This window comes from Arthrobacter sp. NPDC055138 (genome assembly GCF_053607305.1).
Map to the genome: position 1 here is coordinate 812,844 of NZ_JBSGTH010000001.1, position 12,235 is coordinate 825,078.

The window sequence follows — 12,235 nt, forward strand, 5'->3', positions numbered from 1 at the left end:
GCGGCCGGGACAAGGAGTTGGTGTGGCGATTGTCAACGGCGAAGTGTCTTTTTGGTATGCCAACGGCGGGCTGCCCGAGCCCGGCCCGGCACTGACGGAGAGCACGACGGCGGACGTCGCCGTGGTCGGCGCGGGTTACACCGGGCTGTGGACGGCCTACTACCTGAAGCAGGCGCGGCCGGATCTTGACGTGGTGGTGTTGGAGAGCCGCTTCGCGGGCTTCGGGGCGTCGGGTCGCAACGGCGGCTGGCTGACAAACAGCATGACCGGAGGGCGCGACGGCTACGCCGCCAGCCATGGCCGCGAGCTGACCGGCCGGTTCCAGACACTGCTGAACCAGACCGTGGACGAGGTCATCCGGGTGGCCGCCGCCGAAGGCATCGACGCGGACATCTACAAGGGCGGCGAACTGATCGTGGCCCGGAATGCGGCGCAGCTTCAGCGGCTGCAGGAGTGGGCGGCGGCCGAGTCGGTCTGGCCGGAGGCCGGCGCCCGGCTGCTGGACGGGACGGAGACCAACCGGCGGATCCGGGTCGAGCGGGCAGTCGGTTCGCTGTTCCAGCCGCACTGCGCGCGGATCCAGCCGGCCAAGCTGGTCCGCGGGCTGGCCGACGCCGTCCGGCGGAGGGGGGTGCGGCTGTACGAAGGAACCACCGTCACCGAGATCCTGCCCGGCCAAGCCCGCACAGCCCGCGGGACCGTCCACGCGCGGTACATCCTGCGCGCCACCGAAGGGTTCACCGCGGGGCTGAAATCGGCGCACCGGGACTGGCTGCCGATGAACTCGTCGCTGATTGTCACCGAACCGCTGCCGGAGGACGTCTGGGCGGAGATCGGCTGGGACCAGGCAGAAGCCCTGGGCGATATGGCCCACGCCTACATGTACGCCCAGCGCACCGCGGGCGGACGGATTGCGCTCGGCGGCCGGGGCGTGCCCTATCGGTACGGCTCCGCCCTGGACACGGACGGCGCCACGCAGCCGAAAACCGTCGCGCAGCTGGCCGCTATCCTGCATTCGATGTTCCCGGCCACCCGTTCCGCCCGCCTTGAGCATGCCTGGTCCGGCGTGCTGGGCGTCCCGCGTGATTGGAAGGCCACGGTCGGCCTGGACCCGCAGACCGGGCTGGGCTGGGCCGGCGGCTACGTGGGCACCGGCGTCGCCGCCACCAACCTGGCCGCCCGCACCCTGCGCGACCTCATCGTCGATCCGGACAGCGAACTGACGCGGATGCCGTGGGTCAACCGGAAGGTGCGCCGCTGGGAGGTGGAACCGCTGCGCTGGATCGCCGTCCAGGCCATGTATGCCGCCTACCACGCGGCCGACCGCGCCGAGGACGGCCGGCTGGAATCCACCTCGCTGATTGCCCGGGTGGCGGATAAAGTTTCCGGGCGCGGCTGACCCCGCCGCTGCCATACTGAGTTTATGGACGTTGACGGACAGGTGGAACCGGACGGGTTCTGGGCCATGGTGGCCGAAGGTGAACAGCGCATCCGGGAGACCTTCCCCGAGCTGCCCTGTTTCGCCCTCGCCCAGTGGAACGGCCCCGTCATGGTGGGGGAATGGATTGAAGATAACGGCCCGCACGGGCTGCTGCACGGCGATCCGGGACTGGGCCTGCCCCATGCCCAGGTCCTGACCACCGTGCACGGCGTGAACCAGAGCATCCGAACGATGCGGCTGGGGGCGGGACCGATGGTGCCGGACAAGGACTCGTTCCGGCAGAAACTCAACGAGCTGGAGCTCCAGGAACCGAGGATGGTGGGCATCGCCGTCGACGGCGACGAGGTGGAGTTTGCGCTCTGGCAGGAAGGCGGCAAATGGTGGGCCGGCGCCGAGCGTGACGGCTACGGCATCATGATCGAGGCGGCCGGGCTCGACCCGGACCAGGTGGCGCTGCAGAGAGTGGACAACATCGAACCGTATTTGGACGCGCGGCGCGTATGGCTGCGCCAGGTCCGCGGCGAAGTTTAACAACGACGGCGGGTGGCCGGCTGTGAGCCGGCCGCCCGCCGCCTTCTCATTCCAAGGTCCCGGTGATCGGCCAAGGCCCGGTGATCGACCAAGGCCGTTCGCGGCCGCGTGGAGAACCGGCCGCGTGGAGATCCGGCCGCTGGAGATCCCGCCCCTTGGGGGCCAAGGGGCGCTGGTCAGAGGTGGTTCATCCCCTCCACCAGCACGGAGCGCAGGATCTGTTCAATCTGGTCGAACTCGCGCTGGCCCACGGTCAGCGGCGGTGCCAGCTGGACCACGGGGTCGCCGCGGTCGTCGGCGCGGCAGTACAGGCCGGCGTCGAACAGCGCGTTGGACAGGTAGCCGCGCAGCAGGTGCTCAGATTCTTCGTCGTTGAACGTTTCCTTGGTGGCCTTGTCCTTGACCAGTTCGATGCCGTAGAAGTAGCCCTCGCCCCGGACATCGCCGACGATCGGCAGGTCCAGCAGCTTCTCCAAGGTCTTGCGGAAGGCCGGGGCGTTCTCCTTGACGTGGTTGTTGAGGCCCTCGCGCTCGAAGATGTCCAGGTTGGCCATCGCGACGGCGGCGGAAACCGGGTGCCCGCCGAAAGTGTAGCCGTGGTAGAACGTGGTGTCGCCGTGCTTGAACGGTTCGAACAGCCGATCGGAAGCGATCATCGCGCCGATCGGGGAGTAACCGCTGGTCATCCCCTTGGCGCAGGTGATCATGTCCGGCACGTAGTCGAAATCGGTGGAGGCGAACATGGAACCGATCCGGCCGAACGCGCAGATGACCTCGTCGGACACCAGCAGGACGTCGTACTCATCGCAGATTTCGCGCACCCGCTCGAAGTAGCCGGGCGGCGGCGGGAAGCAGCCGCCCGAGTTCTGCACGGGTTCCAGGAACACTGCGGCCACGGTGTCCGGACCCTCGAACTCAATGGCTTCGCCGATCCGGTCGGCAGCCCAGCGGCCGAACGCCTTCGGGTCTTCCAATCCGGCCGGTGCGCGGTACTGATTGGTGTTGGGAACGCGGAAGGCGCCGGGGACCAGCGGTTCGAACGGCGCCTTCATATCCGGGATACCGGTGATGGAGAGCGCGCCCTGCGGAGTGCCGTGGTAGGCGACGGCACGGGAGATCACCTTGGTCTTGTTGGGTTTGCCCTGCAGCTTGAAGTACTGCTTGGCCAGCTTCCACGCCGATTCCACCGCTTCGCCGCCGCCGGTGGTGAAGAAGACACGGTTCAGGTCGCCCGGGGCATGGTGGGCAAGGCGCTCCGCCAGTTCGATGGCGGCCGGGTGGGCGTAGGACCATAGCGGCATGAAGGCCAGTTCCTTGGCCTGGCGGGCGGCGGCCTGGGCCAGTTCTTCGCGGCCGTGGCCCACCTGCACCACGAAGAGCCCGGCGAGGCCGTCAATGTACTCGCGGCCCTGGTCATCGTAGATGAGGTGGCCTTCGCCGCGGGTGATCACCGGGACGTTGCCGCCGGCGGCCAGCGGCGAATGCCGGGCCATGTGCATCCACAAATGGTCCCGGGCAGCCTGCTGGCGGTCCGTTCCCATCGGTGTGGTGTACGTCCGGCGCATCGGGGCGTCGGTGGTGGTCCCGGCCGGTGTGCCTTGGCCCGGAATGCTGGTGCTTGGCGATGCGGATGTTTGTGTCATCGGGTTCCCCAGTTGTATTCCTGCTTGCGCAGCGAGAGGTACATGAATGTTTCAGTGCTCAGGACGCCGGGAATGCCGCGGATCTGGTTGACCAGCCGCAGCAAATCCTGGTCGTTTTCGCAAATGACTTCGGCCAGAATGTCGAAGGACCCGGCGGTGACCAGGCAGTAGTCCACCTGGTCCAGTGCGGCGATCTTGTCCGACACCTCCAGCAGGTCGGCGGCGGTCTTGATGCCCAGCATGGCCTGCCGGGCGAAGCCCAACTGCAGCGGGTTGGTCACCGCAACGATCTGCACGATGCCGGCATCGGTCAGCTTCTGCACGCGCTGCCGCACCGCCGCTTCGGAGAGGCCAATGGCCTTTCCGATGGCAGCGTAAGAGCGGCGGCCGTCCTCCTGCAATTGCTCGATGATAGCCTTGGAGACCTCGTCAACCGCAGCGCTGTGGGAGTTGCCGTTGTGGCCGTGCCCGGCACCGGGGAGCAAGGTCAAGCGTATCCACCTCCTGTGAAACGGATCTCCGCCATCGGCGGGATTGCTTGCTATTGAATCCGTTGTCTGCGGCTTGCGCAAGTAGTGGATTCGAAAAAATATGCAGCTGCAGCTATCGAAATACGAACTTCTTGCGGCTACTATCTGATGTGAAGCGGATCACAGGCCTTTTCTGCTGCAGGCAGTCCGGTCCAGCGGTGCATACTTCGCGGGTGCATCGGGCAGGGTCGGAGCAATCGCAAACCAAGGCGCGTGATCCGCTTCGGATTCCGTCGTGTAACCAAAAATTTACAACTGAAACTATTGTCGGGCCCTCCGGTGTCTGGGAGTATCAACGCACCGAGGTCCACTCCGACGACTGGGGAGCATCAGATGCCGAGACGACTACCTGAAGACCCACGCCTGCGCAGCCTCATTGCCGCGCAGATGTCCCGCCGCAACGTACTCATGGGCGCCGGAGGACTCACCTTGGCCGGGCTGCTGGCCGCGTGCGGCACCGGCGGCACCGGCAGCTCGTCGAATACCAGCGCTGCGGGTGGACTGACGCCGGCGGAAGACCTCTCGGACCAGGAAAAGACAGTCAACTGGGCCAACTGGACCCTGTACCTGGACTACGACGATTCCAACCAGACGTACCCGTCCCTCGAGGCCTTCAGTCAGAAGAGCGGCATCAAGGCCTCGTACTCCGAGGACATCGACGGCAATGACACCTACTTCGGCAAGGTCCAGGGCCAGCTGGCTGCCGGACAGGACATCGGACAGGACATCGTCACGCTGACCGACTGGATGGCCGCGCGCCTGATCCGGCTGGGTTATACGCAGGAACTGGACCACGCAAACATCCCCAACATGGCCAATCTGCTGAAGCCCCTCCAGGATGTGGACTTCGATCCAGGCCGGAAAAATTCGCTGACCTGGCAGTCCGGCTACGCAGGCATCGCCTGGAACAAGGAAGCCGTTCCGGGCGGGCTGAAGACCGTTGCCGACTTGTGGAAACCGGAGCTCAAGGGCCGCGTGGAGGTGCTGGACGAAATGCGGGACACGATGGGCCTGCTGATGATGGAGAACGGCGTGGACATCTCCGGCTCCTGGGGCGCGAACGAGTACGACGCCGCGCTGGAGGTGCTGCAGAAGCAGATTTCCAGCGGCCAGATCCGGCAGGTCAAGGGCAACTCCTACAAGGAAGACCTGATTTCCGGCGACGCCCTCGCAGTGATCTGCTGGTCCGGCGACATCACCCAGTTGAACTTCGAGGAAGGCGACAAGTGGGAGTTCGCCATTCCGGAAGGCGGCGGCACCCTGTGGTCGGACAATCTGATGGTGCCAATCGGATCGCCGCATAAGAAGAATGCCGAAGCCTTGATGGACTACTACTACGATCCGGTGAACGCAGCGACCGTCGCCGCCTATGTCAACTTCATCTGCCCGGTGGAGGGTGCCAAGGAGGCCATGGAGAAGATCGATCCGGAACTCGTGGACAATCCGCTGATCTTCCCGTCCGAGGAGGACCTGGCCCGGGTCAGCGTGTTCCGCAGCCTGGAAGCCGATGAGGAAACCGACTTCAGCGACCGGTTCCAGCAGACGATTGGCAACTGATGACTCAAGCACCCCTGCAGACTGAGAACGCCAACGCCGTCGGCGAGGAGAGCGGAGCGGACCTGGTACTGGGAGCCATCACCAAGCGGTTCGGCGATTTCGTGGCGGTGGAGGATCTTGACCTGACCATCCCGGCAGGGAAGTTCTTTGCCTTGCTGGGGCCCTCCGGTTGCGGGAAGACCACCACGCTTCGGATGGTGGCGGGTCTGGAACAGCCCACCTCCGGGACCATCAGCATTGGCGGCAAGGACATCAGCAGGTCCGGCGCCCATCAGCGGCCGGTCAACACGGTTTTCCAGAACTATGCACTGTTCCCGCACATGAGCGTGCTGGACAACGTGTCCTTCGGGCTCCGGCGGCGCAAGGTCCGCGATGCCCGGGCACAAGCGGAGGCGGCGCTGGAGTTGGTCGAGCTGTCGCACCTGGCCGCACGCCGGCCGGCCCAGCTCTCCGGCGGACAGCAGCAGCGGGTGGCCTTGGCGCGCGCGATCGTCAACCACCCCGCTGTGCTGTTGCTGGATGAGCCGCTGGGTGCCCTGGACATGAAGCTGCGCCGGCAGATGCAGGTGGAACTGAAGAAGATCCAAACCGAGGTCGGCCTGACCTTTGTGCACGTCACCCACGACCAAGAGGAAGCCATGACCATGGCGGACACCGTGGCCGTCATGAATGCCGGCAAGGTGGAGCAGATGGGTGCCCCGCGCGAACTGTACGAACTGCCGCGCACCGTCTTCGTGGCGAACTTCCTAGGCAAGTCCAATCTGGTCGCCGGCGAGATTGTGGAGGACCGCGGCGACGCCGTCGTCGTCAATGCCAACGGGAACAAACTGGCCGTGCTCAAGGAGCGCTCCACCGTACACCAGGGAAAGGCCCTGATCGGCATCCGGCCGGAAAAGCTGAGGATGATGTGGCCGCAGGACGCACCTGCCGATGCGGCCAACGTCCTGCACGGCACGGTGCTGGACACCTCGTTCACGGGGGTCAGTACCGATTACCTGGTGGAGGTGCCGGGAATCGGCACCGTGGGCGTCTTCAGCCAGAACCACGGCCAGCAGTTGGCCCAGCCGGGCGACGGCGTGGTGCTCAGTTGGGACACCGAGCATGCCTTCGGCCTGGACGGCGCCGATGACGCGCAGTACGGGGCGCCCGAGGTTGACGACTGATGAGCGTCCAGGCCACGGAGGAGGCGGCACCGGCGCCTGACAAACGGCGCGGCGGCGAGCGCGGCAGCGGTGAGCTCAAGGCGGAGCGCCGCCGGGGGCGGATGGGGTACTGGCTGATCCTGCCGGGGTTCTTGTTCCTGCTGCTGTTCTTTGTGCTGCCCGTGTTTTCGCTGCTCGCCACGTCGCTCTATGCGAAGCCGCCGGGAGCGGACATCGGCCAGTTTGTGCCGGCGCTGGAATTCAACAACTACGTGCGGATGCTGGGCAGCTACTGGCCGGAGCTGCTGCGTTCCTTCGGCTTCGCCCTGATCGCGACGGCTGCGGCGCTGGCGATTGGTTATCCGATGGCCTACCTGATTGCTGTCAGGCTGCGCAATCATGCGTTGCTGCGCGGCATCCTGCTGGTGCTGATCATCGCCCCGTTCTTCACCAGCTTCATCTTGCGCACGCAGGCCTGGAAGCAGATCCTTGCCGACGAGGGGCCGGTGGTTTCCGTGCTCCGCACGTTCGCCTTGCTGCCCGACGACGGACGGCTCACCGCCACCGCCTTTGCCGTGGTCTGCGGCCTGACCTACAACTTCCTGCCGTTCATGGCCCTGCCCATCTACGCGAACCTGGAACGGCTGGACATCCGCCTGATCGAGGCCGGCAATGATCTGTATGCCAGCGGCTTCACCACTTTCCGGACGGTGACGCTGCCGCTGTCGATGCCCGGCGTGATCGCCGGAACGCTGTTGACGTTCATTCCCGCTACCGGCGACTACATCAACGCCGCGCTGTTGGGCAACAACCGGGACACCACCATGATCGGCCAGGTCGTGGACTCCAGGTTCTTCCGGGTGGTCGACTATCCCGGCGCCTCGGCGCTGTCCTTCGTGCTGATGCTGGCGATCCTCGCCCTGGTCTTCATCTACGTCCGCCGCTTCGGCACCAAAGAACTGCTGTAGGGGGAAGACACGGTGAAAAACTCTCTCGGCCGCTGGGTGGTCCCGGTGATCGGCGGACTCGCGTTCGTCTTCCTGCTGGTCCCGATCGCCTATGTCTTCGTGTTTTCCTTCAACGACGCCGGACGCACCAACCTCACGTGGCGCGGCTTTACCTGGGACAACTGGCGCAACCCGTGCGGCGCCCCGGAAGTCTGCTCGGCGCTGGCCAACAGCCTGCAGATCGGCGCCACCGCGACGCTGATCGCCGTCGTCCTTGGAACGGCCATCGCCGTTGGGCTGGTCCGCTACCGGTTCAAGTTCAATGCCACCGCCAACATGCTGATCTTCCTGCCGCTGGCAACCCCGGAGGTTGTCCTCGGCGCTTCGCTGCTGGCGCAGTTCCTGAATGTGGGCGCGGAGCTGGGCAAGGGAACCATCATCATTGCGCACACCGTTTTCTGCATCTCCTTTGTGGTGGTCACGGTCAAGGCCCGGGTGGCCAGCCTTGACCCGAAGCTGGAGGAGGCAGCGGCGGACCTGTACGCCTCGCCGATGCAGGCGTTCTGGCGGGTGACCTTCCCGCTGCTGCTGCCAGGAATCGTGGCGGCCGGCCTGCTGAGCTTCGCGATCAGTTTCGACGATTTCATCGTCACCAACTTCAACTCCGGCAACGTGGACACCTTCCCGAAGTTCATCTACGTGGCCGCCACCCGCGGCATTCCGGCTCAAGCCAATGTGATCGGCTCGGCGATGTTCATCGTCGCGCTGCTGATCGTCATCGGCGGTCAGATCCTGGCACACCGCCGCCGCAAGATGCTGGCCGCCCGCTGACGCCCCGCCGCCCCGTAGCTAGGAGTACTTCATGATCGACCGGAACCGGCTGGACGAGCTGTTCGACCGCGAGCTGCAGGACTTCGAAGCCAAGCACCCGCAGTCCAAGGCGCTGTACGACGGCGCCGCCCACCTCTTCGGCAAGGTCCCGATGACGTGGATGAACAAGAAGGCGGGCGGCTTCCCCATCTACCTGGAGCGCGCCCGCGGCTGCCGGGTGTGGGACGTGGATGGGCTGGAGTACGTCGATTTCGCGCTGGGGGACACCGGCGCGATGGCCGGCCATTCCCCGCAGCCCACCGTCGACGCCATCATCCGGCGAGTTGCCGACGACGGCGGACTGGCCACCATGCTGCCCACGGCCGATGCAGAATGGGTGGGGGCCGAGCTGGCGCGGCGGTTCGGCGTGGAACGTTGGAGCTTCTCGCTCACAGCCACGGATGCCAACCGCTGGGCCATCCGGCTCGTCCGCGCGCTGACCGGCCGGGACAAGATCCTGTTCAATCCGTACTGCTACCACGGGTCGGTGGACGAGTCGCTGATCGTGGCCGGTTCCGACGGCGAGGGGATGAGCCGGCCGGGCAATGTCGGGGCGCCCGTGGATGTCACGGAGACCAGCAGGGTGGCGGAGTTCAACGATCTCGCCGCGCTGGAACGGCAGCTGGCCTGCGGCGACGTGGCGGCGGTGCTGATGGAGCCGGCACTGACCAACATCGGCATCGTGCTGCCCGAACCGGGCTACCTGCAGGGTGTGCGGGAGCTGACCCGCCGGCACGGGACGCTGCTGATCATCGACGAGACGCACACCTTCTCCGCCGGTCCCGGCGGGGCAACGGCGGCGTGGGAACTTGAACCGGACATCGTGGTGATCGGGAAATCGATTGGCGGCGGCATTCCGTGCGGCGCTTACGGGCTCAGTGCCGAACTGGCCGAGCGGGCCCTGGGCCGGACCGACTTGGACCTGGTGGACATGGGCGGCGTCGGCGGCACGCTGGCCGGAAACCCGCTGTCCGTGGCGGCCATGCGGGCCACGCTGGAACACGTCTTGACGGACCAGGCCTTTGAATCGATGATCGGCCGGGCCACGGAGTTCGCCGCCGGCGTGCAGCGAGTAATCGACGCCTATTCGCTGCCCTGGTCGGTGTCTCAACTGGGCGCGCGTGCAGAGTACCGGTTTGCCAGCCCGGCACCGCGGAACGGCACCGATTCGGCGGCCAGCCACGACGCTGCGCTGGAAGACTTCCTGCACCTGTATCTGGCCAACCGCGGCATCCTGCTCACCCCGTTCCACAACATGGCCCTGATGTGCCCGCAGACCACCAGCGCCGACGTTGAACGGCACCACGGGATCTTCGAAGAAGCCATCCGGGAGCTGACCGGCAACTGACGCGCCGGGCCGGCCGGCGGCTTGGGACAATGGCTGCATGACGTTCGCTAAATCCGCCATCCTGTTTATCCTGGCCGCCGTTGCCGAGATCGGCGGCGCGTGGCTGGTGTGGCAGGCCGTGCGCGAGGACCGTGCCTGGTGGTTTGCGGGCCTGGGCGTGATGGCACTGGGCCTGTACGGTTTCATTGCCGCGCTGCAGCCGGATGCCAACTTCGGCCGGGTGCTGGCCGCGTACGGCGGCGTGTTCATCGCGGGATCGCTGGCCTGGGCCATGCTGCTGGACGGCTTCCAGCCGGACCGCTGGGATTACATCGGCGCCGGAATCGCGCTCGCCGGCGTCGCAGTGATCATGTACGCCCCGCGCAGCGGCAGCTGACGGGCCGCGGCCGGGGCAGTTCTTTGTTAATCTGTTCCGGTGACATTCACGAAGCGTTTTGTGTCCCTGGGGGATTCGTTCACCGAAGGGGTGGGGGACTACGACCCCACTTTGCCCAACGGCGTGCGCGGCTGGGCGGACCGGGTGGCCGAGCAGCTCATGCTGGCCGACTCCGGCTGGGGCTACGCCAACCTTGCCATCCGGGGCAAGAAGATTGCCCAGGTGCTGGACGAACAGGTCGACGCCGCCGTCGCGCTCAAGCCGACCATGGTCACCCTCTACGCCGGAGGCAATGACATCCTGCGGCCGCGGGTGGACATCGACGCCCTGATGGCCGGCTACGAGGCCGGCGTGGCCAAGTTGGCTGCCACCGGCGCCGACGTCGTGCTGTTCACCGGCTTTGACAGCGTCGCCTCGGCGGTCTTCGGCAAGACCAGGGGGCGCACGGCGATCTACAACGAATGGGTGCGGGAGATTGCCGACCTGCACGGAGCGAAAATCGTTGACTACTGGCGGATGCGCGAATTCCGCGACTGGCGCTACTGGGACGCCGACCGGCTGCACATGTCCACCGCGGGCCACACCTTGATGGCCAAGAAGGTGCTGGAACTGCTGCAGGCGGAGGACGTGATCGATCTGCCGATGCTGCCGGACCTGGCGGTGCTCTCCCGCCGCGCTGCCATGGTGGCCAACGTCCGCTGGGCGCGCGATTACCTGGGCCCGTGGATCGGGCGGCGGCTGCGGGGCACCTCCTCCGGCGATTCGCTCACGCCAAAGTACGCCCAGTTGACCGGGCTGCACGCCACCGCCTGAACAAAGGGCGGACAGGGCAAAATGCGCGGCCCGCTGCTGAGGGTTGGCTGTCCTGTCTGGAAGCTTGGCGCCAGGAGTGCTTGGCTTGGACCATGGACGCAGATGCCCGGATCCAGCCAGCGGACCAACCCGAGTTCCACGACGATGAACCGCACGACGTCGTCGGTCTCGCCGCCCGCCTGAATTGGCTGCGCGCCGGTGTTCTCGGCGCAAACGACGGAATTGTTTCCGTTGCCGCGCTCATGGTGGGCGTCGCGGGCGCCACCAGTGACTTCGGGGCCCTGCTGACGGCAGGCCTTGCCGCGGTGATCGGCGGCGCCATCTCCATGGCCTTGGGCGAGTATGTCTCCGTTTCCAGTTCCAGTGACAGCCAGAAAGCGCTGATTGCCAAGGAAAAACGGGAACTGCAGGAACAGCCGGAGGAAGAGCTTGCCGAACTGGCCGCGCTCTACCAAGACCGCGGGTTGACGCCGGGGACGGCAATGCAGGTGGCCAAGGAGCTGACCGCCCACGATGCGCTGGCAGCCCATCTGCACGCGGAGCTGAACATGCAGGATGACGACCTGGTCAGCCCGTGGCATGCAGCCTTCGCCTCCGCAATAGCCTTCCTCCTCGGTGCTGCCTTGCCCATGCTGGCCATGCTGCTGCCGCCGGCCGAGCTGCGGATCCCGATCACCTTCGCCGCTGTTCTGGTGGCCTTGGCCGCCACCGGGGCGACCGGCGCCTGGCTGGGCGGCGCCAAGGTCTTCCGGGCGGCTTGCCGAGTGGTGATCGGCGGCGCACTTGCACTCGTGGCCACGCTGCTGATCGGCACCTGGCTGGGCGGCACCGGGGTGGTTTAAGGCCCGATTCGGGCACCCGGTGGCGCATTTCACAAAATTCGTGTGCTGCCGTCTTCAGCAGCCAGTGTGAAACGGAGCCGGGCGCCTGCCGAGATTCGCGCGGAATCTTGCGGGAAAACGGCGATTGCCGGGATCACCTTTTCGAGGTCCGCCCATGGGAGTCGAAGGGGGCTCAATCGCTGCCTTCGGGGCGCG

General features: G+C 66.1%; 12 protein-coding genes. 10 read left to right on the top strand and 2 right to left on the bottom strand.

Annotation, left to right across the window (positions count from 1 at the left end; translation table 11 throughout):
- Positions 1-28: 28 nt before the first annotated feature.
- A complete protein-coding gene (locus tag ACWF5H_RS03910; RefSeq protein ID WP_452035344.1) occupies positions 29-1,399 on the top strand; it encodes an NAD(P)/FAD-dependent oxidoreductase in 1,371 nt (456 codons plus the stop codon).
- A 24-nt stretch (positions 1,400-1,423) separates the two neighbouring features.
- Positions 1,424-1,972 (top strand): hypothetical protein, encoded by a 549-nt coding sequence (locus ACWF5H_RS03915; RefSeq protein ID WP_364643484.1) that lies wholly within the window; start codon positions 1,424-1,426, stop codon positions 1,970-1,972.
- 176 nt (positions 1,973-2,148) lie between these two features.
- Here the strand turns inward: ACWF5H_RS03915 and ACWF5H_RS03920 are convergent, their stop codons facing one another.
- Both ACWF5H_RS03920 and ACWF5H_RS03925 read right to left on the bottom strand, forming a co-directional pair.
- A complete protein-coding gene (locus ACWF5H_RS03920) occupies positions 2,149-3,537 on the bottom strand; it encodes an aspartate aminotransferase family protein (protein WP_452035346.1) in 1,389 nt (462 codons plus the stop codon).
- Between the two features lie 74 nt (positions 3,538-3,611).
- Positions 3,612-4,106 carry an Lrp/AsnC family transcriptional regulator gene (locus ACWF5H_RS03925; RefSeq protein ID WP_364643487.1) on the bottom strand — a complete coding sequence of 165 codons (495 nt, stop codon included), beginning with the start codon at positions 4,104-4,106 and terminating at the stop codon, positions 3,612-3,614.
- Between the two features lie 372 nt (positions 4,107-4,478).
- Between ACWF5H_RS03925 and ACWF5H_RS03930 the strand changes: the two genes are divergently transcribed.
- From ACWF5H_RS03930 to ACWF5H_RS03965, 8 genes are all read left to right on the top strand, one after another.
- A complete protein-coding gene (locus ACWF5H_RS03930) occupies positions 4,479-5,702 on the top strand; it encodes an ABC transporter substrate-binding protein (protein ID WP_452034980.1) in 1,224 nt (407 codons plus the stop codon).
- On the top strand, positions 5,702-6,865 hold the full coding sequence (locus ACWF5H_RS03935; protein ID WP_452034982.1) for an ABC transporter ATP-binding protein: 1,164 nt from the start codon (positions 5,702-5,704) through the stop codon (positions 6,863-6,865). The genes ACWF5H_RS03930 and ACWF5H_RS03935 overlap by 1 nt, the downstream gene beginning before the upstream one ends.
- Positions 6,865-7,812 (top strand): ABC transporter permease, encoded by a 948-nt coding sequence (locus tag ACWF5H_RS03940; protein ID WP_452034984.1) that lies wholly within the window; start codon positions 6,865-6,867, stop codon positions 7,810-7,812. Before ACWF5H_RS03935 ends, ACWF5H_RS03940 begins: the two co-directional genes overlap by 1 nt.
- Positions 7,813-7,824: 12 nt before the next feature.
- Positions 7,825-8,622: an ABC transporter permease gene (locus ACWF5H_RS03945; RefSeq protein WP_452034986.1), complete on the top strand. Its 798-nt coding sequence runs from the start codon at positions 7,825-7,827 to the stop codon at positions 8,620-8,622.
- A 31-nt stretch (positions 8,623-8,653) separates the two neighbouring features.
- Complete coding sequence (locus ACWF5H_RS03950; protein ID WP_452034988.1) at positions 8,654-10,009, top strand: transaminase; 1,356 nt, start codon at positions 8,654-8,656, stop codon at positions 10,007-10,009.
- A gap of 37 nt (positions 10,010-10,046) precedes the next feature.
- Positions 10,047-10,385 carry a YnfA family protein gene (locus tag ACWF5H_RS03955; RefSeq protein WP_452034990.1) on the top strand — a complete coding sequence of 113 codons (339 nt, stop codon included), beginning with the start codon at positions 10,047-10,049 and terminating at the stop codon, positions 10,383-10,385.
- Between the two features lie 39 nt (positions 10,386-10,424).
- On the top strand, positions 10,425-11,198 hold the full coding sequence (locus tag ACWF5H_RS03960) for an SGNH/GDSL hydrolase family protein (protein ID WP_452034992.1): 774 nt from the start codon (positions 10,425-10,427) through the stop codon (positions 11,196-11,198).
- Positions 11,199-11,290: 92 nt separating this feature from the next.
- The gene (locus ACWF5H_RS03965; RefSeq protein WP_452034994.1) at positions 11,291-12,040 is read left to right on the top strand and encodes a VIT1/CCC1 transporter family protein; all 750 of its coding nucleotides are present in this window, start codon (positions 11,291-11,293) and stop codon (positions 12,038-12,040) included.
- Positions 12,041-12,235 lie beyond the last annotated feature (195 nt).

Coding starts and splice junctions, on each gene's coding strand:
- ACWF5H_RS03940 (WP_452034984.1), top strand. CDS start 6,865: ATGAGCGTCCAGGCCACGGAGGAGGCGGCACCGGCGCCTGACAAACGG.
- ACWF5H_RS03950 (WP_452034988.1), top strand. CDS start 8,654: ATGATCGACCGGAACCGGCTGGACGAGCTGTTCGACCGCGAGCTGCAG.
- ACWF5H_RS03930 (WP_452034980.1), top strand. CDS start 4,479: ATGCCGAGACGACTACCTGAAGACCCACGCCTGCGCAGCCTCATTGCC.
- ACWF5H_RS03935 (WP_452034982.1), top strand. CDS start 5,702: ATGACTCAAGCACCCCTGCAGACTGAGAACGCCAACGCCGTCGGCGAG.
- ACWF5H_RS03915 (WP_364643484.1), top strand. CDS start 1,424: ATGGACGTTGACGGACAGGTGGAACCGGACGGGTTCTGGGCCATGGTG.
- ACWF5H_RS03955 (WP_452034990.1), top strand. CDS start 10,047: ATGACGTTCGCTAAATCCGCCATCCTGTTTATCCTGGCCGCCGTTGCC.
- ACWF5H_RS03920 (WP_452035346.1), bottom strand. CDS start 3,537: ATGCGCCGGACGTACACCACACCGATGGGAACGGACCGCCAGCAGGCT.
- ACWF5H_RS03965 (WP_452034994.1), top strand. CDS start 11,291: ATGGACGCAGATGCCCGGATCCAGCCAGCGGACCAACCCGAGTTCCAC.